Annotated in this window: 19 protein-coding genes and 1 pseudogene; 5 read left to right on the top strand and 15 right to left on the bottom strand. The window is 63.5% G+C overall.

Annotated elements, in window-relative coordinates; translation table 11 throughout:
• Positions 1–7: 7 nt before the first annotated feature.
• The 3 genes from ACIU1A_RS04485 to ACIU1A_RS04475 are packed head-to-tail and all read right to left on the bottom strand — an operon-like array spanning position 8 to position 3575.
• Complete coding sequence (locus ACIU1A_RS04485; protein WP_404926706.1) at positions 8–1774, bottom strand: Rieske 2Fe-2S domain-containing protein; 1767 nt, start codon at positions 1772–1774, stop codon at positions 8–10.
• A 21-nt stretch (positions 1775–1795) separates the two neighbouring features.
• Positions 1796–2686, bottom strand: coding sequence for an aromatic ring-hydroxylating dioxygenase subunit alpha (locus tag ACIU1A_RS04480; RefSeq protein WP_404926705.1), 891 nt, complete (start codon positions 2684–2686; stop codon positions 1796–1798).
• 31 nt (positions 2687–2717) lie between these two features.
• Entirely contained in the window at positions 2718–3575 is an 858-nt protein-coding gene (locus ACIU1A_RS04475) for an aromatic ring-hydroxylating dioxygenase subunit alpha (RefSeq protein WP_140497520.1), read from the bottom strand.
• 249 nt (positions 3576–3824) lie between these two features.
• Between ACIU1A_RS04475 and ACIU1A_RS04470 the strand changes: the two genes are divergently transcribed.
• The 5 genes and pseudogenes from ACIU1A_RS04470 (at position 3825) to ACIU1A_RS04450 (ending at position 9424) form a co-directional block, all read left to right on the top strand.
• Entirely contained in the window at positions 3825–4658 is an 834-nt protein-coding gene (locus ACIU1A_RS04470) for a GntR family transcriptional regulator (protein ID WP_140497518.1), read from the top strand.
• A complete protein-coding gene (locus tag ACIU1A_RS04465; protein WP_140555643.1) occupies positions 4655–5749 on the top strand; it encodes a BMP family ABC transporter substrate-binding protein in 1095 nt (364 codons plus the stop codon). Before ACIU1A_RS04470 ends, ACIU1A_RS04465 begins: the two co-directional genes overlap by 4 nt.
• A gap of 98 nt (positions 5750–5847) precedes the next feature.
• Positions 5848–7394 (top strand): annotated as a pseudogene (locus tag ACIU1A_RS04460) (ABC transporter ATP-binding protein).
• Positions 7378–8472 (top strand): ABC transporter permease, encoded by a 1095-nt coding sequence (locus ACIU1A_RS04455; protein WP_404926704.1) that lies wholly within the window; start codon positions 7378–7380, stop codon positions 8470–8472. Before ACIU1A_RS04460 ends, ACIU1A_RS04455 begins: the two are co-directional and overlap by 17 nt.
• Before the next feature lie 31 nt (positions 8473–8503).
• Positions 8504–9424: an ABC transporter permease gene (locus tag ACIU1A_RS04450; protein WP_140515241.1), complete on the top strand. Its 921-nt coding sequence runs from the start codon at positions 8504–8506 to the stop codon at positions 9422–9424.
• A gap of 14 nt (positions 9425–9438) precedes the next feature.
• Here ACIU1A_RS04450 and ACIU1A_RS04445 read toward each other — a convergent pair whose 3' ends face one another.
• From ACIU1A_RS04445 to ACIU1A_RS04390, 12 genes are all read right to left on the bottom strand, one after another.
• Positions 9439–10281 (bottom strand): SMP-30/gluconolactonase/LRE family protein, encoded by an 843-nt coding sequence (locus ACIU1A_RS04445; protein ID WP_404926703.1) that lies wholly within the window; start codon positions 10279–10281, stop codon positions 9439–9441.
• 6 nt (positions 10282–10287) lie between these two features.
• Positions 10288–12057, bottom strand: coding sequence for a CoA-transferase (locus tag ACIU1A_RS04440; protein ID WP_404926702.1), 1770 nt, complete (start codon positions 12055–12057; stop codon positions 10288–10290).
• A gap of 14 nt (positions 12058–12071) precedes the next feature.
• Positions 12072–13088, bottom strand: a complete 1017-nt coding sequence (locus ACIU1A_RS04435; protein ID WP_140555651.1) for a hypothetical protein — start codon at positions 13086–13088, stop codon at positions 12072–12074.
• Positions 13085–13873 carry an enoyl-CoA hydratase/isomerase family protein gene (locus ACIU1A_RS04430; RefSeq protein WP_140671929.1) on the bottom strand — a complete coding sequence of 263 codons (789 nt, stop codon included), beginning with the start codon at positions 13871–13873 and terminating at the stop codon, positions 13085–13087. The genes ACIU1A_RS04435 and ACIU1A_RS04430 overlap by 4 nt, the downstream gene beginning before the upstream one ends.
• Positions 13874–13875: 2 nt before the next feature.
• Entirely contained in the window at positions 13876–15081 is a 1206-nt protein-coding gene (locus tag ACIU1A_RS04425) for a CaiB/BaiF CoA-transferase family protein (protein ID WP_140525109.1), read from the bottom strand.
• 22 nt (positions 15082–15103) lie between these two features.
• A complete protein-coding gene (locus ACIU1A_RS04420) occupies positions 15104–15889 on the bottom strand; it encodes an SDR family NAD(P)-dependent oxidoreductase (protein ID WP_140497497.1) in 786 nt (261 codons plus the stop codon).
• Between the two features lie 2 nt (positions 15890–15891).
• Positions 15892–16887, bottom strand: coding sequence for an ABC transporter permease (locus tag ACIU1A_RS04415; RefSeq protein ID WP_140525110.1), 996 nt, complete (start codon positions 16885–16887; stop codon positions 15892–15894).
• Between the two features lie 3 nt (positions 16888–16890).
• A complete protein-coding gene (locus ACIU1A_RS04410; RefSeq protein WP_404926701.1) occupies positions 16891–18423 on the bottom strand; it encodes a sugar ABC transporter ATP-binding protein in 1533 nt (510 codons plus the stop codon).
• Complete coding sequence (locus tag ACIU1A_RS04405; protein WP_140663325.1) at positions 18413–19396, bottom strand: ABC transporter permease; 984 nt, start codon at positions 19394–19396, stop codon at positions 18413–18415. Before ACIU1A_RS04405 ends, ACIU1A_RS04410 begins: the two co-directional genes overlap by 11 nt.
• Before the next feature lie 132 nt (positions 19397–19528).
• The gene (locus ACIU1A_RS04400; RefSeq protein WP_027027652.1) at positions 19529–20560 is read right to left on the bottom strand and encodes a sugar ABC transporter substrate-binding protein; all 1032 of its coding nucleotides are present in this window, start codon (positions 20558–20560) and stop codon (positions 19529–19531) included.
• Positions 20561–20587: 27 nt separating this feature from the next.
• On the bottom strand, positions 20588–21439 hold the full coding sequence (locus ACIU1A_RS04395) for an IclR family transcriptional regulator (protein ID WP_404926700.1): 852 nt from the start codon (positions 21437–21439) through the stop codon (positions 20588–20590).
• The gene (locus ACIU1A_RS04390) at positions 21439–22587 is read right to left on the bottom strand and encodes an ABC transporter substrate-binding protein (RefSeq protein ID WP_404926699.1); all 1149 of its coding nucleotides are present in this window, start codon (positions 22585–22587) and stop codon (positions 21439–21441) included. Before ACIU1A_RS04390 ends, ACIU1A_RS04395 begins: the two co-directional genes overlap by 1 nt.
• Positions 22588–22681: the final 94 nt, after the last annotated feature.

Below are 22681 nucleotides of genomic sequence, written 5' to 3'. Positions count from 1 at the left end.
GGAGTTCCTAAATGTCGAGCACGAGGCGTGCCGATTTGGCGCGCGAGACGCAGGTCATGATCTTGGTTCCGGCCTTCCTCTCGGCATCGTTGAGATAGACGTCCTGATGATCCGGCTCGCCCTCGATCACTGTCGCGACGCAGGTACCGCATGCGCCCTGCTCGCAGGACGACGGAACATCGATGCCATTCTCGCGCATGACCTGCATGATCGTCTTGCCGCCCGGCACCTGCAGCGTGACGCAGGAGCGCGCCAGCGCCACTTCGAAGCTCGAACTGTCGTCGATCTTGTTGGTGTTCTTGAAATATTCAAAATGGATGGCGGGATCCGGCCAGCCCTGCTCGGCGGCGATCTTGCGCGCGGCTTCCAGCATCGGTCCGGGACCGCAGATGTAGAGATGCATGCCGTCCCGGTAACCGGCGAGAATCCCCCGAAGCTCGGCGCCGGTCGCGTCCGGCGACAGCCCGAGATGCGGCTTCAGCGCATCGCCGAGATGCTTCAGCCGATCGGCGAAAGCGAGGTGTTCCTGCCCTTGCGCGAAATAGTGAAGCTCGTGCGCCAGCTCCTGGTTCTTCAGCGCCTGCGCCATTGCGAGCAGCGGCGTGATGCCGATGCCGCCGGCCACGAACAGCGTCTTGATCGCGTCACGGCGCAGCGGGAAATTGTTGCGCGGCTCGGAGATCGCCAGCACGTCGCCCTCGCGGACTGTCTCATGCATGCATTTGGAGCCGCCCTTCGAATCCCGCTCCAGCTTGACGCCGATGATGAAGCTGTCGGTTTCACCAGGGCCGTTGGTGATCGAATACTGCCTGATCTCGCCATTGGGCATATGGACGTCGATATGGGCTCCAGGCTGGAACGTCGGCAGGATGCCCTTGATCGGGCGGAGCTCGAAACCGGCAACGCCGTCGGCCGCCTGCCATTTCCTCGCCACGGTGACGCGCAGCGCCGCCTTGCGGCCATGTGCGGTCACCTCGGGCATTTCGGCGAGTTCGGCCGACACCCTTTCATAGACCGGTTCGATCGGGGCAGGCGCCGTGGCATTTGCCGCCTCCCGCTCGGCCTCATCGCGCAGCTTGGAAAGCCGCTCATTGTGGTGGCACAGGATGGCGATGCGCGCGGCTGCTTCGACCTCCTGATCGAGCACGCCACGGATCACCGAGCGGTTTGAATCAACCGGCTGCACGAAGAACACGCCGCGCGTCTCGGCACCGCCATCGCGCGAATGCAGCGCCACAGCAAAATCCCGCGCGGCCTCGATGATGGTTTCCGCGCCCTCGCCTTCGATCGCTGCGTTGGGCTGAAAGCGATAGGCTTTCAGCCTTTCGACGACCTTGTCGGCCGGCGCGTTGACCGCGATTCCGCGCAAGGCGAGCAGCTTGCCTTCGGTCAGCGCGGCAACATCCGGCACTTCGCCGCGAGGCTCCTCGGACGACCAGACAAGACCGTAGCGCTCGACCGCCGGGAAGGTGCGGTTGGTGATGGTGCGGGCCGGCGCGTCGGCAGGATGCGCTGGAATGTAGGTGCAGCCGGCGGTGCGGTTCGAATAACGCCAGCCGTGATATTGGCACTTCAGCTCGCGCCCGTCATTGATGCCTATCGACAGCCTGACGCCGCGATGCAGGCAGCGGTTTTCCCAGATGTTGATGTAGCCGTCATCGGCCCGCCAGACGGCGAATTCCCGGCCGAGCAATTGACCATGGAAAACGTGGCGGTACGGCAAATCATGGGAAGCGGCGATCGGATGCCACTGGCTTCTGGCTTCTTCCAACATCAATCGTCTCCAAGAATCTCGTCAGGCCGCAACCGGAATGACACCGTAGATCACTCCCTTCTGGCTGAGCCAGCGCCGGTAGGCGATGGCCGACTTATCGGCCCGGATGGGCGTTTCGGCGCGCGGATCGAGCGGCAGGCGTTTGGGCACCTGGTTTTCCAGGATCGGCTTGTCCTGGCCGAAGATCGTCTGCTGGAAGCGCTTGATCACCTTGTCTTCATTGTCTTCGTCGAGCACGCAAAGCAGCATGTGGGCGCGCACATGCTCCTGGTCGACCGGCTGCAGGAAGATGGCGATGACGTCGCGCCGTGCCTCGTCGACCGGGCTCGATTTATAGAGCACGGAGCAATAGGGGTGCGGCACGCGATAGACATAGTCCACGTCGGCGCCGCCACCGGAAGCGGTCGAAGCCATCGGCTGGAAGAAGCGGCAGCGCGTGGCCAGGATCTCGTCGCGGTCGACGGATATCTCGACGTCGTATTCCTTGACTTCGGTATGCGGCTCGACGCCGAGTATGTCGGTATGCACATAGGGAAAGTGGCCCATGTCGAGAAAGTTCTCGATGGCGCGCGGTGCCGAGACGTTGACGCCAAACGTGGCCGCGTTGAGCTTGCGGCGGTCCGGCTCTTCATATTCCGGGATCGGGAACAGCTCGGCCGGTGGCGAGCCGAGCGAAGTCCAGACATAGCCGTAGGCGCTTCTTGCCGGCAGCCTGTCGGCGCCTGGAACACGATCCACCCCTTCTACATCGGGACGTGAGCGCCAGACGACGGGCTCACCATCCATATCGACCGCAAAACTGAGGCGCTCCTCGAGCAGAACGGTGTCCTGGACAGCGCCGGGAATGGTCTCGGCGATCGCCCCTACGGGATGCCAGAGATTGAGGATCACAGGATCCGAGCATTTTGTCATCGTTTTATCCTCTGGAAGCCCTCAGACGTCATCAGGCTTGTGCCGGTATCGCGCCATAGGTGACGGCCCGATCACGCAACCAGCGCCGGTAGGAAACCGACACGGCATCGGCACGGATCGGGGTCTCGGCACGTGGATCGAGCGGCAGGCGCTTGGGTACCTGGTTCTCCAGGATCGGTTTGTCCTGGGCGAAGATCAATTGCATGAAGCTGCGCACCGTTGCCGCCTCCATGCCTTCCTTAAGATAGCAGAGGTAAGGATGCGCGATGCAGTTTTCCTCGTCCACCGGCTGCACGAACAGGGTAATGACGTCGAGCCGGTCCTTCTGGATCGGGTTGCTCTTGTAGAGAGCCACCGTGTAGGGCCGAATCACCTTGTAGATGTAGTCGACGACAAAGCCTTCCTTGGCGGTCGGCGAAGCCACCGGCTGATAGAATTTGCATTCGGTCGCCAGCACCTCGTCCTGCGCTGTGATCTCAACCTTGTAGGGCGCGACCTCGGTATGCGGCTCCTCGCCGAGCCAGCCGGTATGAATGAAGGGGAAATGCCCCATATCGAGAAAATTCTCGACCGCGCGGAGGCCCGACACCTTGACCGCGATCGAACCGCCGCTGACCAGATGCCGGTCTGCCTCATTGGCCTCAGGGATATAGATGATGTCGCGCCAGGGCTTGTCCAGGCAGGTCCAGATGAAGCCATAACGCTGGGCGCTTTTCAGCGTGGCGCCCGTATCGCTGCGAACGACTTCGATCTTGTTTGAACACTTGTGAACGGAGAGAGCGACCCCAAGCAGGCATGTGGCAAACCGCGTATCCTGGCTTAGCGATTCCTGATCCGCGACGATGTGCCAGTCGTTCAAAAGCTCGCGGTCAACGCAACGGGTTGCCATCGGCTTCCCTCCCAACTCGGCTAGCCCTTCACCATGAACCTAGCCCGACGTTTCGGGATGACGAAACCACAAGATTGGATACCAATCAACATTTTTTTGTCGTCCAAAATCCTTTTTTGTGTTGACAGATTATGATGATTGAATTCCGATATGAGAAAGCTGAACCTGGGATATGTCGTGTCCTGACGAGGCATGTCGCCATCACGAAAGCCTGCTGATCATGTCGTCGAAATGGCGGAGAACCATGCCTTGAGCAGCCGTTCCCAGACCATCGCGGATACGCTGACCCGCGCCATCATCGACCATCGCCTCGTGCCCGGCTGCAAGCTCGGCGAACGCGAACTCTCCGAAATATTCAACGTGAGCCGCATCGTGGTGCGCCAGGCCCTGATCCGGCTCGCCGATGACGGGCTGGCCCAGATCGAACGCAACCGCGGTGCCTTCGTCGCCAAGCCGAGCATGCAGGAGGCGATGGAGATCTACGACGCGTTGACGCTCGTCGAACAGGGCGTCGCAGCACAGCTCAGCGATCGCCTTGGGCCGGCCGGCTGGGCCGAGCTGCGCCAGCATGTCGAGCGCCAGCGCCAAGCTGTTGCCGCCGGCAACGATGCGCTGGCCGACGTGCTGGGCCAAGAGTTCCATACCGTGTTCGTACGCCTCAGCCGCAACAAGGTCATGCAGGAAATCCACGCGCAGCTGGTGCGCCGCACGACGCTGCTGCGCTCCCTCATTTCAGCCGATTTCGACTATTGCAATCTGCTGGACGACCACTCGCGGGTCGTCGACCTGCTGGAGAAGGGCCGGCTGAAACCGGCCATGGACCTGATCGACACCCACCACCGCGCGGTGGTGCGCGGCTACATCATGGATCGCGCAGTGTTTCCAGAGATGACGCCTGCCGAAGCGCTAGCGCCCTATCTCGACGGCAAGGCCGACGGCGCGACTGTGCCGCTGCGAAGATTGTCGAATGCATCCGGCGGCGGCGACGCGGCAACGCATCTCCACCTCCATATCCCCAGAACAGACCGGGCACCGACAAGCCGGGCATCAACAAAAAAGACCAACAGAGGGCTACCATCATGAAGAAACTGACGAGACGTGAATTCCTGAAACACAGCGGCGCGGCCGGCGCGGCTCTTGGCGCGGGAGCGCTGAGCACCATCGCACAGGCGCAGGAGGTGCTGAAGATCGGTGCCGTCTACGTCTCGCCGGTCGCCGAGATCGGCTGGACCAAGCAGCACAGCCTCGGCGTCGAGGCCATCAAGGCCGAATTCGGCGACAAGGTCGAGCTCACCGTCATCGACAACATCTTCATGCCGCAGGACGCCGAGCGTGTCTTCCGCGAACTGGCCAGCGCCGGCAACAGGCTGATCTTCGGCACAAGCTTTTCGCATGGAACGCCGATGCAGAAGGTGGCGCCGCGCTTTCCCAAGGTGGCGTTCGAACACTGCTCAGGCATCGTCCACCTAGCCAATCTGGGAACCTTCGAAGCGAAATATTACGAAGGCACCTTCGTCGCCGGCGCGGCGGGCGGCTACATGTCCAAATCGGGCAAGATCGGTTTCATCGGCGGCTTTCCGATCCCCGACATCGTCGGTCCGGCAAATGCGCTGCTGCTTGGCGCGCAGAGCGTCAATCCAAACGCGACCTGCAACACCATCTTCCTGAATTCCTGGTTCGACCCGGGCAAGGAGAAGGAGGCGGCCAAGACGCTGATCTCTCAAGGCTGCGACGTGGTCTGCTCGATGACGGACACCGCGACCGGCGTACAGGTCGCCGGCGAAGGTGGCGCCTGGTCGATCGGCTATGCCAGCGACATGTCGAAATTCGCCTCGGGCAAGCAGCTGACCTCTTTCGTTCTCGATTGGACCAGCGACTATGTCGGCGCAGCCAAGGCGGTGGCCGCCGGTACCTGGAAGCCGGAAGTACGCTGGGACGGATTGGCGGCCGGGGTGGTGAAAATGGCCCCCTACAATGAGGGTATCCCCGCCGATGCGCGCGCCAAGCTCAAGCAGCTCGAGGCCGACATCGGCAGCGGCAAGCTTCATCCCTACGCCGGGGAGCTGAAGGATCAGGACGGCAACGTCAAGGTTGCCGCCGGTTCGGTTCTGGCCGATGACGACATTCGCGGCATGAACTGGTTCGTGAAGGGGATGATCGGCAGGCTGAGCTGATCGCCGTAAAAGTGCCGGGAGACGCCCAAGTCCATATCTTCGGCGTCTCCTTGCCTGGTTCCCGTCCAACCTCGCTTCACGCCACGGCAGGACCCGCCATGCATCCGCGACTAGAACTGCGCAACATCTGCAAGCGTTATCCCGGCGTCGTCGCCAATGACGATGTGTCGCTGTCGATTCAACCCGGCGAGATCCATGCCGTGCTGGGCGAAAACGGCGCCGGCAAATCCACCCTGATGAAAATCATCTATGGGGCGACGCAAGCCGATTCCGGCGAGATCTTTTGCGACGGCAATCCGATCGCCACGCACACCCCGGCGATGTCGCGCGCACTCGGCATCGAAATGGTCTATCAGCATTTCGCGCTGTTCGAATCCGTTTCGGTGGTCGAGAACATAGCGCTCTCGGCAAGCAGCGCATACGACCTGCCTTCGCTCGCCGACAAGATCCGCGATCTGTCGCGCCGCTACGGCATGCCCATCGACCCGCATCGCCAGGTGCACGACCTGTCGGTCGGCGAGCGCCAGCGCGTCGAGATCGTGCGCTGCCTGCTGCAGGCGCCGAAACTGCTGATCCTCGACGAGCCGACCTCGGTACTGACGCCGCAGGCGGTGGTGAAGCTGTTCGAGACGCTCCGCCAACTTGCCGCCGAGGGCTGCAGCATCGTCTATATCAGCCACAAGCTCGACGAGGTCCAGGAGCTCTGCGACACCGCCACCGTGCTGCGCAACGGCAAGGTCACCGGTACCGCGCGTCCGAAGGAGACGACGTCGCTGGAGCTTGCCCGCATGATGGTGGGTTCGAAGCTGCCTGAAATGCATGTCGGCCCGCCGACGCCAAGCGACAGACCGGTGCTCGAGGTCAATAGACTTACGGTGAAGTCCCGGGATCATTTCGGCGTCGACCTGAAGGACATTTCTTTCAAGGTGCATGGCGGCGAGATTGTCGGCCTGGCCGGGGTTTCCGGCAATGGCCAGGCCGAGCTGATCGCCTTGCTCAGCGGCGAGCGCACGCATGAGCGCAGCGACGCCATCCGGATTTGCGGAACCGGCGCAGCCCGCCTCCGCCCGCACGAGCGCCGCAAGCTCGGCGTCGCCTTCGTTCCCGAAGAGCGGCTCGGGCGCGGCGCCGTGCCCTCGCACACGCTGTGGGAGAATGCGGTGCTGACCGCGCACCGCTTCGGCACGGTGCGCAACGGGCTGGTCGACCGGCGCCGGGCCAAGGCGTTCGCCGCCGGCATAATCGATAGGTTCAAGGTCAAGGCCAACGGGCCGCAGGCGACCGCGCAAAGCCTGTCCGGCGGCAATCTGCAGAAATTCATCGTCGGGCGTGAGATCGCGCTCCAGCCGAAGCTCCTCCTGGTGTCTCAGCCGACCTGGGGGTTGACGTCGGCGCGAGCGCCTTCATCCGGCAGACCATCGTCGATCTCAGCCGCGCCGGCGCGGCGGTGCTCGTCGTCTCCGAGGAACTCGACGAGTTGTTCGAGATCTGCGACCGGCTGCTGGTCATTTGCCAAGGGAAGGTTTCCCCACCGCTGGCGCGCAAGACGACCGATCGCGAGGAGATCGGACTTCTGATGACGGGCCGCGGCATGAGCGACGGCGCATTGGCAAATGGGGGTGGCAACAATGCGCTTCAGGATTGAACAAAGGCCGGAGCCCTCCTCGCTGATGCGCGTTGCCGCGCCGGCACTGGCGACCCTGTTGACTGTCGTCGTCGGATCGATTTTCTTCGCCTCCCTCGGACATGATCCGCTGGCGACCCTCCATGCCTTCTTCATCGAGCCGCTCTCTTCCATGAACGGCCTGTCCGAATGGCTGCTCAAGGCCTCGCCGCTGATCCTCATTGCTTGCGGGCTGGCGGTCGGCTTCCGCGCCAATGTCTGGAATATCGGCGCCGAGGGCCAGTTCACCATGGGGGCAATCGCGGCCAGCGGCGTGGGGCTTTTCTGGCCGAACCCCGAAAGCGTGCTGCTGTTGCCGCTGATGTTCATCGCCGGCATGGGCGCCGGCATGGCCTGGGCGGCAATCCCCGCCTTTCTGCGCGCCCGCATGAACACCAACGAGATCCTCGTCACGCTGATGATGACCTATATCGCGACGCTGTTCCTGTCCTATCTCGTGCACGGACCGTGGCGCGATCCGGCCGGCTTCAACTATCCGCAGACGGCACTTCTGCCGACGGCGGCCCTGTTCGAATCCTTTGACCCCGCCTATCGCCTCAACCCGTCGATCTTCATCACGGTCGTCGCCGTGCTCCTGATGTGGCTGTTCACCGACCGCAGCTTCCTCGGCTACAAGATGTCGGTGAGCGGGGCTGCACCGCTTGCCGCCCGTTATGCCGGCTTTCGCGAATCGGCTGCGGTCTGGATCGGACTGCTGGCGGGAGGTGCCGCGGCCGGCATGGCCGGCATGGCGGAAGCCGCCGGGCCGCTCGGGCAGCTCTCGCCTCAGATTTCGCCAGGCTACGGCTTCGCGGCCATCATCGTTGCCTTCGTCGGACGGCTGAACGCCTTCGGTATCGTGCTTGGCGGGCTGTTGATGTCGCTGCTTTTCCTCGGCGGCGAAGGTGTGCAGATGACGCTCGGCCTGCCTTCGGCCCTGACGCGGATCTTCCAGGGCATCCTGCTGTTCTTCCTGCTCGCCGCCGACTTCTTCATCTTCTATCGCGTTCGACTGGTGCGACCCGTCCGGGACACGCATGCGCTGGAGACGGCACGATGAGCGGATTTCGGATCGTGCGGGAGACAGCCTGATGGATCTGTTCATCGCCATCTTCACCGGCACCGTCATTGCCGCCACACCGCTGATATTCGCCGCGCTCGGCGAGCTCGTGGTGGAGAAGTCGGGTGTCCTCAATCTCGGCATCGAAGGCATGATGCTGATGGGCGCCGCATTGGCATTCTGGGCCGTCACCGCGGGCTATCCGATGCCTGTGGCGATCCTGGCTGGCGCGTTGGCGGGTGCGGCCGCCTCGCTGCTGTTCGGCGTTCTGGCGCTGACGTTCCTGACCAACCAATATGCAGCCGGCCTGGCGCTGGCGATCTTCGGTTCGGGCGTCTCCGCCTTCCTCGGGCGCGGCTTCGGCAGCGAGCCGATCGAGGCACTGCGCCGCCTCGACATCCCCGTTCTGTCCGATCTGCCGCTGATCGGTCCGCTACTGTTCCGCTTCGATCCGATGGTCTATCTGGCCCTGCTGATGTTCGTCGCCATCAGTTGGTTTCTCTACCGCACGAAAGCTGGCCTGGTGCTGCGCACGATCGGCGAGTCGCCGCAGACGTCGCATGCGATCGGCTACCCCGTGATCAGGATCCGCTACATGGCCGTGCTGTTCGGTGGGCTGATGGCAGGCCTGGCAGGCGCCTATTTGTCGGTCGCCTACACGCCGCTCTGGGTCGAGAACATGACTGCCGGCAAGGGTTGGATCGCGCTTGCGCTGGTGGTCTTCGCCACCTGGCGGCCGCTGCGCATCCTGCTTGGCGCGTGGCTGTTCGGCGGGATGACGATCCTTCAGTTGCAAGGTCAGGCGCTGGGGCTGGACGTGCCATCCGAACTGCTCTCGGCCCTGCCTTATCTCGCCACCATCATCGTTCTGGTGCTGATCTCACGAAACCGCCAGATGCTGGCCCTGCACTTCCCGGCCTCGCTGGCAAAACCCTTTCGCCCGACGAGTTGACCTTCTGCGAAATGCTATTTCCCTTGCTGGAGAAGGCTCAAGTCGATCTCGGTAATATGCCAGCGACCCAGATTGGCGGTATAGAGCTTGTCGCCCTTGAAGGCGATGTTGGTGGGGTGCGCCAGCGTGGTTGCGGCGGGATCCTCGATCAGCACTTCGAGACCTCTGTCCTTTTGCCAGCGATAAATCCGGCTGGGCTCATAACATGAGATGAACAAAGAGCCGTCAGGCGCAAAGGCCACCCCGTCCGGAACATTGTGCACGCCTTCGACGACGATCTCATGAGCCCCCGCCGTCCCGTCAGAGAGGACCGGTACATAGCTGATGCAGGATGCGTCGCTCTCCACGACGTAGAGGCCGTTGCCGTCCAGCGCCATCGCCATGCCGTTGGCGAACGACATGGGCTCGCTGCACCAAAGACCGCCCTCGCCCGTCTTGAGGTCGTAGCGAAAGATGCCCGAGCGATTGTCCTGGCCAACGCTGTCCGAAACGAAGAGCCAGCCCCTCGCCTCGTCGACGATCGGATAGTTCGGCACGCGAATGCCGGCCGACGCGAAGCGCTCCATGCGCGCTGTCGCGGCATCCCAGCGGAAAATCGCGGCATGCCTGAGGTCGCAGGCAAAGCAGTTTCCCGCGCTGTCGAAAGCGATGCCGAGCAGAAAACCGTCGGTGCCGCCCATGCGCTCGACCGAGCCGCCATCGGCGGCCAGCCGCAGCAGGTCGCCGGTTTCGGTGCCACACCAGATCGAGCCATCGCGGTGAACGGCCACGCCCTCCGGATGCGCGACGCGCGGGCTGGTGAAGATGCCGTCGAAGAAAACGCGCGCGGCTGACATGTCGAGCAACGGCTTGGCCATGGGATCTCAGCTTTCGACAAGCGCCGTCTGCGCGGCGATGCAGCGTTCGACCATCGCGCGGTCGGCTTCAAGAATCTCGGCGATCAGCGCGCCGCGCTCCTTGGCGCTGACGAACTCCAGACGGCGCAGACCGAGCGGGTCGATGCGGTTTCGCAAGATGGCGAGCGTGCTGTCGGAAGGCAGCGAGACCTCGCGGCAACAGGCGTCGAACGACACCGCAAATCCGGTGGCGTCACGGATCTGCTGCTGCGTAACGCCCGGCATGGTTTCGATGACGATCAATTCCCTCGAAGTCTCGTCGAGCCGGAAGACGCAGAGATCAGTGAAGACCAGCGCCCTGCCGGTGCGATAGCCCATCGGCTCGCGTTCGGCCGCCGTCAGCAACCCCCGGGCGGAACTGACGATCTCGACCTCGTCCACCAGCGACTGGATCGAGTGGCGGGGGATGTAGAGCAGGTAATCGCGGTGCATGTTGGCGACATCGGCCATGCCGCCTTGCCCCGGCAACCGGATGAGGCCGCCGCTTGGTTTGCGCAGTGCGATCGTGTTGACGCGGCCGCGCCGGTCGACCTGTGCCGCGCCGACGATCTCGTGCGTCACCGCGCCGGCCTGGTAATAGGTCGAGTAGGTGTCGTCGCCGCCGGCATGCGCGACAGCCGTTTCGCAATCGAAGCTTTCGATCAGCGAGAGGATCATCGGGCTCGGCGCGATGTCGAGATGGCCGCAGCTCATCGTCGCGATGATCATGTCCGGCGCGTGCGTTGCCTTGGCCAGCCGGTAGGCGACGTTGGCCAGCGGCGAGACCGCACCCGCGCTGGCGAAGCTCTCATTGGTGAGTTCGGCGGCGATGCGAGCGGCGATGATCTCGTCGACGGATGCTTTCTCTTCGGCGCGCGCAAGCGCCGGCATGGCAAGCACTGTGTCAGCTCGAACCTTCGCGGCTCTTTGCAACGGCTTCGGCACGCCCTCGGAAGGCGGGCGCAGATTGTCCGCCAAAGGCGTTTGCCGGTCGGCGAACGCCTCCGACAATCGCTGATAATCCGTGACGTAAAACGGCAGGCACGAGGCCGGATAGGCGCTGGCCGGCGCCAGCGCAATCGCCGAAACCTGGTTGCGGGTCAGCACGCTCTGGCGGCCGTCCTGGCGCAGCGTCCCGCCCGGCACGATTTCCTCGACCGTGACCAGCACCTTGCGCGCCGCACCCGCCATGGCGAAGTCCAGCGCGCGGGGCCCGATGATCTGCACATTGCCGCTTTCATCGGCGCGCTGGGCATGGACGACGAATGTGTCGAGCCGCAGCGGCGGGACGAATCCGTTTTCGGTACCGGCAATCGGATCAGGTCTGGCGCTCGCACCCGGCACGCGCGCCAGCATGCCCGATCCCAGCGGAAGCTGGAACGGCATCGAGGGCAGGTTCTGCTGCGCCGCCCGCAGCGCCTGGATCATGGCCAGCGCCGTCCAATCGCGAACCGGTATCGCGCCGCTTTCGGCGGCTGCGCGGAATTTTGGCGGCAAGCCGAAAATGTCGAGGCTGGAGAAACAGAGGTCGATCTCAGCCACGGCATGCGCTTCGAGCAGCAGTTCGAGGGGCAAGCCGCCGGCCCAGCAGATGTAATGCAGATCCTTGACGCCCGACCGGGCTATCGCACGCAGCAATGCGATCGGCAGCCGGGCGAAATGGTGGCCGCCGACACCAAACGATTCGCCATGGCCGACCATCGCGGCCAGTCCTTCGACATCCGTGAAGCGCGGCCGGTTCGGCTTGACCAGGGACATTGCGGCACGGTTCGTCACAGCGCGGATGCCTCGATGCGATAGCGGGTCACGAACTGTTTTTCAGGCGAGAATTCCTGCGCCGTCGCGATGCCGGATTGCGCGATCGGATTGTCGGCCAACGCTGTCGCCGGGCCGAGCCCGAAGGGCGAGCAGATCGGCTCGATGCCGATGGCGACATGGCGCCCGTTCCAGGGTGCTGCTTTGCGGCCACGATTGGAGTACCAGAGCAAAAGGCTCGGGAAATGCTCCTTCTGCCAGGAAAGTTTCACGCGGTACCCGTCCGCATGATTGGCGAGCGCCACCGTGCCATCCAGGCCCTCGATCTGCAACAATTCCTCCGTGTCGGCCACCAGCGGCGGTCGCGAAGCATCAGCCATGCCGCCCGCGCGGGCCGGTACGCTCGACAAGTCAGTGAAGGACGCGTTCCGGGCGAACAGTTCAGCGCTAGTTTCGACATCGTGTGGATAGGTGCGACCGTGATCGAAGGAACCAAGTTCCAGCGCGGCGGCGCCGATCTCCGCTGGCAGCCGGAACACCGGATGCAAGCCGATCGGCAATCGGCAGGCATGGCGAACGACGATCTTGAATTCAACGTCGACGGCTGGCATCGACGGATCGGGCGTCACCGTCCGCTCGACACGCCCGACCGGGCTTCCGGCTGGATAGGCGAGTGTCAGTGACAACGATCCTTTGGCGCTCTCGCGCCATTGCCAGTCATGGTTGGAGCTATGGCCATGGGCTTCCTCGCCCTCCTCCGGCGAGCCCATCACCCGAGCCCAGTCCTCGGGCCATCCATCGGCCGGCACCGAATAGCCGAAGGGCACGCAGGGCCATTCGCCGCGCAACTTGCGCAGGATGCCTGGCAGCGCTTGCGCCTGCGGCTCGTTCGACCACGGCGCAATGTGCATCGGCGAAACCTGCCGACCGTCCTCCAGAATGAACGTAACCGGCGCCAGCATCGCGCCAAGCCGCTGGACAGTCAGCGCGCCATGCGCCCAGCCCAATCCGCGATAATCGTCGCCCGCGTTCACGGCCCGCCCTTCTTTGCCTTTGTCGTGCTCCGCTCGGCGAACTCCTTGACGCGCTGCTGGCCGATCTCGCTGCGATAGAGCTCACCCAATATGTCGCGCTCCATGGTGAGCCCATCGTCCAGATCGCCGGACACGGCATGCGCCGTCAGCGCCTTCAGTCCCTCGATTGCGGCAGCGGGCTCGGCGGCGATCATTTCGGCTAGTTCCAGCGCGCGCGGCATCAGCCGGTCGACCTCGACGATCTCGTTGACCAGACCGGCAGCGACGAATTCCGAGGCCGGCACGATGGCGCCGGTCATCAGCAGGAAATTGGCGCGGCTGCGGCCGAGCTTGGCCACGCTGCGTTGCGTGCCACCGCCGCCGGGGATCAGCCCGAGCTTGATTTCCGGCAGACCGAGCTTGGCGAATTGGTTGGCGATGACGAGGTCGCAGCACAGCACCAGCTCCATGCCGCCGCCCAGCGCGAAGCCGTTGACCGCCGCGATCACCGGTTTGCGGTTGTTCTCGATGGCCGCGTACATGCGCATGCCGGCAGCCTGGAAAATGTCGAATTCCGGTCCGGTCTGGGCGGCGTATTCCTTGATGTCGGCGCCGGCCATGAAGCCGCGCCCTTCCCCTGTCACCACGATCGCCCCGATGCTTGCATCGCCGGATAGCGACTCGAAGCTTTCAGTGATCTCGCCTTGCATCAGCCGGTTCATGGCGTTGAGCTGATCGGCGCGGCGGAAGGTGACGATCGCGACGCGGCCCGCGGTTTCGACCGTGAGTGTCTGGTAGGTGCGCATCGTCAGGCGGCGTCCACGGTCATGTCACCGGACGCCTCCAATGCGGCGATCTCGTCCTTGGAGAGGCCGAACTCGGCCAGGATCTCGCGGCCGTGCTGGCCGACCAGCGGCGCCGGCCGTTCTATGGTCGCGGGCGTCTCGCTCATCTTGACCGCCGGAGCGACCACCCGCACCTTGCCGCCGCGCGGATGGTCGTAGCTGGTGATCATGCCCATGTGCTTGACCTGCGGGTCCTCAGCGGCGCGGCGGATATCCTTCACCTCGGCGCACCAGATGTCGGCTGCCAGCAGCCGCGCCAACAAATCCTGCGTGGCGAATTTCCTGGTCTCGGCATTCACCTTCTCGAAGACTTCATCGCGCTTGTCGAACAAAGTCTTGAGATCGTCGTAGACGGCAAGCTGCGGCGCCTCCAACACCTCGTAGAGCGTCTTGAACGGGCTCATGGCGATCGACACGTAGCCGCCGTCGCTGGTCTCGTAGATGCCAAACGGCGCCTGCATGCCGGGATGGCCGATCCCGGAATTCGGCCGCACGAAGTCCTCACCAAGGTTGAGCACCGCGACATATTCCTGGTTGAGGTGCGCCAAGAGGCCGGCCAGCAGGTTGACCTCGATCTTCTGGCCCTTGCCGGTCTTCTCGCGATAATAGAGCGCCGACAGGATGCCGTAGACCATGTTCATGGCGCCGATCTGGTCGGCGAGGCCGGCGCCAGCGGGAACCGGGGCTTGATCGCCGCGGCCGGTGTTGGCGATCAGCCCTGCGAGCCCCTGGATCAGCATGTCCTGGCCGGGGCGCTCGACATAAGGCCCTTCCTCGCCATAGCCCGAGCCCGAGCAATAGATGATGCGGGGATTGACAGTCTTGAAATCCTCATAACCATAGCCGAGCTTGGCCAGCACGCCTGGGCGGAAGTTCTGCACCACCACGTCGGCGCTTTTCGCCATTTCCATGATGATGGCATGCACCTTGCGGCTCTTCAGGTTGAGCGCGATCGAACGCTTGTTGCGGTTCCAGGCGAGGAAGTTCGGGCTCTCCGAGCCGCCGACCCATTTGGCGAAGAAGGTCATGCCACGGAACATGTCGCCGGCGCCGGCGCGCTCGATCTTGATGACATCGGCGCCCATGTCGCCGAGCAGCTGGGTAGCGAACGGCCCCTGCAGCAGATGGCTGAAATCGAGGATGCGGACGCCTTCGAGGGCCTTGTTCATGTCATGTCTCGTTTCAAAATTTTCAAAGCAGTTCGGGAACGTAGCGCGGCGCCGCCGTCAGCCCGCCATCGACGCGCAGGTCGGTGCCGGTGGTGAAGCCGGCGGCATCGGAGGCAAGATAGACGGCGGCCTCGGCCACCTCCGAAGGCTCGCCGATACGGCCGAGCGGATGCATCTTGACCCAGGCCTTGGCAAGATTGCCGCCGATCTCCTTGATGAGTTTGTCGTTCATCGGCGTGTTGATGGTGCCCGGCGAGATCGAATTGACGCGGATGTTCAGCGGCCCGAATTCAACCGCCATCTGGCGTGTCATCGCCATGACCGCGCCCTTGGCACCGGCATAGGCGGTCCAGCCATCAAGTCCGATGTGGCCTTGCGCGGAGGCCATGTTGATGATCGAGCCCGATTTCTGCGCGATCATGTGCGGCAGCGCGTATTTACAGCCGCGAAACACGCTGGTCAGGTTGACTGCTATCAGCCGGTGCCACTGCTCGTCGGTCATCTCGTGCACCGGCATGCCGCCAATGGCAATGGCCGCGTTGTTGACGAGGATGTCGAGGCGTCCCGTCTTTTTGACGGCACTGTCGATGAGGCCTGAAATGTCGGCCTCCTGCGAAACGTCGCAATGCAGATAGTCGGCGCGGTGGCCGGCGGCGCGAAGTGCGGCCGCGAAATCCTCACCAGCGCTGTCGGCGATGTCGCCCAGGAAGACATGCGCCCCTTCGCGCGCCATCGCTTGCGTGATCGCGTGGCCGATCCCGTCGGCCGCACCAGTGATGACGGCGATTTTTGCTTCAAGACGAGCCATCTTCAGCCTCCATTCGCACGCCGGCGTTTCGCTTCATCAAGGGCGACCGCGGCAATGATGATCATGCCGGTGATGACCAGCTGCCACTCGGTCGGCAGGCCAAGCCCGCGCAGGCCGTTGGACAGGAATTGCAGGATCAGCACGCCCAGCGCCATGCCGGTCAGGCTGCCGATGCCCCCCGCAAGGCTGACCCCGCCGAGCACGGTGGCGGCAACCACCTGGAATTCGAAATTGAGCCCCGCCGTATGCTGTGCCGAGCCGACCCGCGCGGCCAGGATGATGCCGGCGACCGTCGCCAGCAGCGCGCTGATGATGAAGCAGATGAACTTGACCCGCCGCACGTCGTAGCCTGCAAGGCGGGCCACTTCCTGATTGCCGCCGACGGCATAGATTTGCCGTCCGAACGGCCGGTGCCGCATCATGTAGGCGAAGGCGGCGAGCAGGACGATGGCGATGACGGCCGAATAGGGGATGACGTTGAACAGGCGGCCATCCGACAGCGCGATGAAGCTGTCGAGGCTGGCATCGTCAGGGATCGCCCGCTGACCAGTGTAGAGATAGACGCCGCCGCGCATGATGAACATCGTGCCCAGCGTCACGATCAGCGAGTTGATGCCGGCATAGGCGGTGAGATAGCCGTTGACGACACCGATGATCAGCCCGAACAACAGCGCGCCGCCGACGCCGAGCAGCAGCGAATTGGTGTCGTTCATGATGATGATCAGCGGCAGTGCAATGGTCGCCAGCAGCGATCCGATCGAAATATCGACCTCGCCGGAAATGAAGACGATGGCGCAGCCAATGCCGGCGGTGAGCGCGAGCGAGGCCTGGCCGAGCACATTGGTCATGTTGCGCACGGAGAAGAAATTCTCGACGGTAACGGAGAAGAAAGCCAGCACCAGCACGAGGCAGACCAGCAGCGCCAATTCCTGCCGGGCAAAGAGCCGCGCCAGCATGGACGGCCGGGCTTTCGCGGAGACTGTATTCACAACGCTCATGTCTTATCCGATCGCCGCATTGAGGATCTTCTCCTGCGTGGCTTCGTCGCGCGGCATGATCGCGGTCAGGCGGCCTTCGCACATCACCGCGACCCGGTCGGCAAGACCGAGCAGTTCCGGCATTTCCGACGTCATCATGATGACCGCCAGGCCTTCGCCGGCGAGCCGGTCGATCAAGGCGAATATCTCCGACTTGGCGCCGACATCGATGCCGCGGGTCGGCTCGTCGACGACGATGACCTTGAGGCCACGCATCAGCCAGCGCGAGATCAGCACCTTCTGCTGGTTACCGCCTGAGAGGTTTTTCACCTCTTGGAACAGGCTGGGCGTCTTGATGCGGAAGCGGTCGACGTAATCCTGCACTGCTTTGTGTTCCCTGGCCTTATCGACGAAGCCCATGCGGGCGAAGGCGCCGAGCGAGGCGAGGCTGGCATTCTGGTAGACAGGCAGCTCGCCCATCAGCCCTTCGCTCTTGCGGTCCTCGGTGAGCAGACCGATGCCTAACCTGACGCCGGTGCGCGTATCGTGCGGCGAGAGGCGCTGGCCGTCGACGGTGATCGTGCCCGAAGTAATCGGATCGTAACCGACGATCGCCTTGGCGAGTTCGGTGCGACCGGCGCCCATCAGCCCGAAGAAGCCGAGCACCTCGCCGGCGCGCGCCTCGAAGGACACGCCGTTGAGCTTCTTCGCCGTGCTGAGCTTGTCCACTGACAGGGCTACCTTGCTAGCCGGTGCGCCACGCTTGCGGGGAAACAGATTTTCGATGCGCCGGCCGATCATGTCCTGGATCAGCGTGTCGTTGGTGTGCTCGCCGATCGGCTTGGTCGAGATGTGGCGCCCGTCGCGCAGCACCGTCACCGTGTCGGCGATCTCGAACACTTCGTCGAGCTTATGGCTGACATAGACCACCGCGATGCCGAGGTCGGCAAGCCGGCGGATGACGGTGAACAGCAGCGAAACCTCGTTCGGCGTCAGCGAGGATGTCGGCTCGTCCATCACCACCACGCGGGCTTCATGAGCGAGCGCGCGGGCGATCTCGACCATTTGCTGCTGGCTGACCGGCAACGAGCCGGTTCGCGCCGCCGGATCGACGTTGAAGCCGATGCGGTCGAAGAGCGCGGCTGAATCGGCGCGGATCTTCTTCCAGTCGATGGAGCCGCTTCTGCCGGTCGGATAGCCTTCCAGGAAGATGTTCTCGGCAACGGTGAATTCGGAGATCAGCGCGATCTCCTGGAACACGACCTTGATGCCTTGCTTCAAGCTGTCGCGCGGCGACTTGATGTCGACCTCGCGTCCGTGCATGCGGATGGAGCCGGCATCCTTGCCGTAGACGCCGGCCATGATCTTGATCAGCGTTGACTTGCCGGCGCCGTTCTCGCCCATCAGCGCATGGACCTTGCCGGGCTCCAGGGTGAAGTCGACATTGTCGAGCGCCACGACGCCGGGAAAGCGCTTGCCGATGCCGCGCAATTCCAGCGCCGGCACATCGGTATCGATGGCCGCGCCTTCGCCAGGATGCAGGAAATCAACGGACATTGGCTCTGTTCCGGATGATGTCGAGATAGGTTGCCAGGATGATGACGATGCCCGGCACCACCATCTGCAAATCCTGGTTCCAGCCGAGGATGATGATGCCGTTGTCGATCACCTTCAGCACCAGAACGCCAAGCAAGGTACCGAACAGCGAACCGCGGCCACCAAGCAGGCTGGTGCCGCCGAGGATGACGGCGGCAATCACCGTCAGCTCGAAGCCACGGCCGGCGGTCGGCTGGCCGGCATTCATCAGCGACGACAGGATCATGCCGGCAACACCGACGCACAGGCCGGTGACGACGAAGGCCAACAGCTTGAGCCGTTCCGAGCGAATGCCTGACAGGCGCACCGCCTTTTCATTGGCGCCGACTGCGTAGAGGTAGCGGCCGAGCGTGGTGAAGCGCAGCGTCACATAGGCAACCACGAAGATCAGCGCCGCCAGGATGACGGGAACCGGCACGGGGCCGACATAACCGGCGCCGAGATCGGTGAAGCTTGCCAATTGGTTGTGGTTCTGCACCGCCTCGCGCGTGAACAGATAGACGCCGCCCTGTAGCATCATCATCGTTCCGATGGTGGCGATCAGCGAATTCACCCTGAGCCTGGTGACGACCAGCCCGTTGAACAGGCCGACCCCGCCGGCAAAGGCGAGCGCCGCCAGCATGCCGAGCGCAAGACTATGGGTGGAATTGAGCACTGCCATGCCGATGCAGCCGACGAAGGCGAGCGACGCGCCGACCGATAGGTCGACCTCGGCGGTGATGATGAGCATGGTCATGCCCGAGGCGACGATCAGCACCAGAGCGCATTGGCGCAGGATGGCGATGATGTTGGCCTCCGAATAGAATTGCGGCGCCGCGATCGAGATGGCGATGCACAGCACGGCCAGGATTGCGCCCAGCACGAGCTGGCTGCTGCCCAGAAGGTTGCCGCCGATGAAACGCTTCGACGCGGAGGCCTGTGTAAGCTCGCTCATTTCAGTCCATTCCCGGCCGTTTGCCTGGTCCCTCTGGAACCTGTCGTGTCGAACCCGGCATTTGTCTTGGCCACCGAAAGGTCCTGGCCGCCTGCCCTTCCCGCAACACGGGAAGGGCGATATCGGCCGGCCTTATTTCTTCAGGTCGGCGGAGGTCTTCATGCACTTTGCCGGCGGCTGCAGCGCGTTGACGGCATCCCATTTGATTGTGCGGGTGGTGCCGTCATAGTCATAGAACTTCTTCCAGTCGTCGCCGTTCATAGGCGCGGTCGGGCTGACGATGTGCTCCGGCACTTCCTCATTGTTGAAAAGCTTCACCGCGGCATCAATGGCGGTAAAGCCTTCCTTCTCGGGGAACATCGCGGCTTCGATGCGATAGGAAGGCTCGTTCTGCATCGCGTTGATGAAGGCAAGCCCTTCGCCGCCCGTGCCGACCGTCAACAGGCCATCCTGCGACTTGCCCGCCGCTTTCCAGGCCTGCAGGCCACCCAACGAAGACGAATCATTGATGCCGTAGATGATGTTGATATCGGCGTTCTTGGCCAGTGCCGCGGAGGACACTTCGAGAGCGCGGTCCGGATTGCCGCCGCCGTCGAGATCGTGGACCATGACCGCATCGGGGATGATGGTCTTCAGCCCGTCCATGAAGCCGTGGGAGCGCAGCACGGTGGCGGAAAGCAGCGGCAGGCCGACATTCATCACCTTGGCAACGCCGCCGAGCTTTTCCTTCGCGTATTTGCCGGCCTCGACGCCGGAGAAATAGCCGGTGTCGTAGTCGCAGATGGCGACCATGGTCGTCATGCCCTTGACCGGATTGCCTTCCAGCACGACCGGCACGTTGGCGGCCTTGGCCTGGCGCAGCAGCGGCACCACGCCTTCTTCGTTCACCGGGGTGATGATCAGCACGTCGACGCCCTTGGCGATGAAGTCTTCGGCCGCGGCGACCTGCTTGGCTATGTCGAGATTGGCATCCTGCACCTCGACCTCGATGCCGAGTTCCTTGCCGTGAGCCTTCATGCCCTTGATGACGTTCTGATACCACTCATGGGTGGCGTAGTTGGTGACGTAGCCGATGCGCTTGGGCATGTTCTCGGCATGCGCGGCGGCGGCGCCGAGCGCCAGCACGGCGGCGGACGCAAACAGGATTGACTTGGACCAGAGCATTTTCTTCTCCCAGATTTATCGCTTTTGTTAGTCGCTGAACGGATAGTCCCGCCGTTCCGGGTCGGCACGTAAGGAGTTGGTGGCTTCGCCCCAGCCGAGTGCCGCCGATATCTTCTCGGCGGCGGCGCGGGTGCGTTCGAAGACGGTTTCGCTGTCGAACCGCGCCGCCTTCTGCGGCAGCAGCGGCACGGTTAGCGCGGCGATGACGGCACCGGTGTGATCGTGCACAGGCATGGAGATGTTGGTGCAGGCCGCAACGGCCAAGGAAGCGCGCATCTCGTAGCCGAGCCTGGCGACCTCGTTCAGCCGCACCTCGATTTCGGCCCGCGTGCCCTGGCCCTCACCGGCGGCCACGATGCGCTCGACGATGCGGTCGCGCTCGGCCCGGTTCGAATGGGCGAGCAGCACGGCACCCGAACTTGTTTCGAGGATCGGGAAATGCGACCCAAGTGCTACCGAGTAGCGCATCGGCAGCGGCGAATCGATCTGCAAAACCACCAGTGCGTTCTGGCCCTCGCGCACCACGAGATGGCAGCTCTGGTCGGCATTGGCGGTCAATTCGCGCATCACCGGCAGAGCGCATTCCACCAGCCGGTTTACCGGCGGATGCATGTGCGCCAGTTCGAACAGCTTCAGCGACAGCCGGAAACGGTCCGATTGCGTGCGAAAGATATAGCCCCGTTTCTCCAGCAGAAGCAGGATGCGGTAGATCTCGTGAATGGAGCGGCCGAGGCCGGTCGCGATCTCGGTCTGGGTCAGCGTTTCGGCGCTGGAGGCCATGAATTCCAGAACGTCGAGCGCCTTCTCCACCGCCGGCACGCGATAGCCGTTGCGGCCGCTTTCGCCCTCGTCGAGCGTCTCGGCAACGCTGGCGGCCATCAGGCGACGCTCCGTTCCGGCTGGACTTGCCTGGTTTCGCGGTAGAGGCTGTTGACGTGGCCTGCGAGTTCGGTCGCCGACATGTCACCGGCTATGGCTGCGGCGGCATGCGGCGCGCATTCGCGGAAGAAGGCGATGAAGCCCGGATGGGTCGGACGCAGATAGGACGAGGCGATCGTCCGCAGCGTCGAGCCGAAGAAATCGCCGGAAAGACCATTGACCCCGGCATCCTTCCAGGCAGCCAGCGAACCCGGTTGTCCGCCAGATTTCACATAGTCGCCGCGCTGGTATTCGGGCGAGCACAGGAACAGTGCGTAGTCGATCGCGGCCTGCTTGTGCTTCGATTGGGCGCTGACGCCGATGCCGGCACCGCCGAGCAAGGCGCCGGCGGCTTGCGGGGTGGGCACGTCGGCGAAGCGCAGATAGGGCCTGTCGGGTTTCGAGGCGTAATTCACATAGCCGAAGGCGAACGGCACGTAGACAACGTCGTCATGCGCGATCATGTGGTCGTAGCAGCGGATCGGATTCCACTTCGACGAGTCCGGGTGCGAAAGCGCGACAAGCTCGCGCAATTGCGCAATCGCCTGCTCGACCATTTCCTTCGCGATGAATTGCTCGCCATCTTCCTGGGGACGGCCAAGCGTCAGAAGCAGACACATGGCGTCGGTCGGCACGAAGGGCAGGCCGAGCCACTTGCCGTCGCTGCGCGCGCGCCGGCCAAGCTCCAGCACGTCCTGGTGCGTGCCGGGCACCGGGCCGTAGCGCTCCAGCAAATCCGGCCGATAGGAGGCGACCTGGCAGGCGGCGTCGATCGGCAGCGCCCACTGGCGGCTGTTCTTCTGGTAGGAACGCCAGGACGCCCCGACTGAGTCACGTTCGAAGAAATGGATCTGTTCGGCCGACAGATAAGCGTCGAACGGGACCATCAGTTCATCCTGGGCGATATCGCCGATGAAGGGATGGTCGAACACGACCAGATCGTAAGTGCCGAGCACCGGACCGAGGGCGCCCTCACCGAATTCATAGAGGCTGCGGCGGTCCCATTGGATCTCCAGGCCGGGATGCGCGGCGCAATAGGACTCGATGCTGGCGTCCAGCGGACCCCAGCATCGTCTATGATCCCACGCCAGTCCGCGCAGCTTCGTCATGCCACTCAAATCCTCCCGGCACCGGTAATAGCCGGCTCGCCATCGACACTAGCACCATTTTTCATATGCGCAACTTGTTTTCATTTGCGCAAGC

This window comes from Mesorhizobium maamorense, assembly GCF_044998965.1.
Taxonomy (GTDB): domain Bacteria; phylum Pseudomonadota; class Alphaproteobacteria; order Rhizobiales; family Rhizobiaceae; genus Mesorhizobium.
Note: the sequence above shows the minus strand (reverse complement) of the source record. Positions and strands in the feature narration are given on the sequence as shown.

Coding starts and splice junctions, on each gene's coding strand:
- ACIU1A_RS04465 (WP_140555643.1), top strand. CDS start 4,655: ATGAAGAAACTGACGAGACGTGAATTCCTGAAACACAGCGGCGCGGCC.
- ACIU1A_RS04415 (WP_140525110.1), bottom strand. CDS start 16,887: ATGAGCGTTGTGAATACAGTCTCCGCGAAAGCCCGGCCGTCCATGCTG.
- ACIU1A_RS04480 (WP_404926705.1), bottom strand. CDS start 2,686: ATGACAAAATGCTCGGATCCTGTGATCCTCAATCTCTGGCATCCCGTA.
- ACIU1A_RS04440 (WP_404926702.1), bottom strand. CDS start 12,057: ATGTCCCTGGTCAAGCCGAACCGGCCGCGCTTCACGGATGTCGAAGGA.
- ACIU1A_RS04485 (WP_404926706.1), bottom strand. CDS start 1,774: ATGTTGGAAGAAGCCAGAAGCCAGTGGCATCCGATCGCCGCTTCCCAT.
- ACIU1A_RS04445 (WP_404926703.1), bottom strand. CDS start 10,281: ATGGCCAAGCCGTTGCTCGACATGTCAGCCGCGCGCGTTTTCTTCGAC.
- ACIU1A_RS04425 (WP_140525109.1), bottom strand. CDS start 15,081: ATGAACAAGGCCCTCGAAGGCGTCCGCATCCTCGATTTCAGCCATCTG.
- ACIU1A_RS04420 (WP_140497497.1), bottom strand. CDS start 15,889: ATGGCTCGTCTTGAAGCAAAAATCGCCGTCATCACTGGTGCGGCCGAC.
- ACIU1A_RS04430 (WP_140671929.1), bottom strand. CDS start 13,873: ATGCGCACCTACCAGACACTCACGGTCGAAACCGCGGGCCGCGTCGCG.
- ACIU1A_RS04450 (WP_140515241.1), top strand. CDS start 8,504: ATGGATCTGTTCATCGCCATCTTCACCGGCACCGTCATTGCCGCCACA.
- ACIU1A_RS04405 (WP_140663325.1), bottom strand. CDS start 19,396: ATGAGCGAGCTTACACAGGCCTCCGCGTCGAAGCGTTTCATCGGCGGC.
- ACIU1A_RS04390 (WP_404926699.1), bottom strand. CDS start 22,587: ATGACGAAGCTGCGCGGACTGGCGTGGGATCATAGACGATGCTGGGGT.
- ACIU1A_RS04455 (WP_404926704.1), top strand. CDS start 7,378: ATGCGCTTCAGGATTGAACAAAGGCCGGAGCCCTCCTCGCTGATGCGC.
- ACIU1A_RS04475 (WP_140497520.1), bottom strand. CDS start 3,575: ATGGCAACCCGTTGCGTTGACCGCGAGCTTTTGAACGACTGGCACATC.
- ACIU1A_RS04410 (WP_404926701.1), bottom strand. CDS start 18,423: ATGTCCGTTGATTTCCTGCATCCTGGCGAAGGCGCGGCCATCGATACC.
- ACIU1A_RS04395 (WP_404926700.1), bottom strand. CDS start 21,439: ATGGCCGCCAGCGTTGCCGAGACGCTCGACGAGGGCGAAAGCGGCCGC.
- ACIU1A_RS04400 (WP_027027652.1), bottom strand. CDS start 20,560: ATGCTCTGGTCCAAGTCAATCCTGTTTGCGTCCGCCGCCGTGCTGGCG.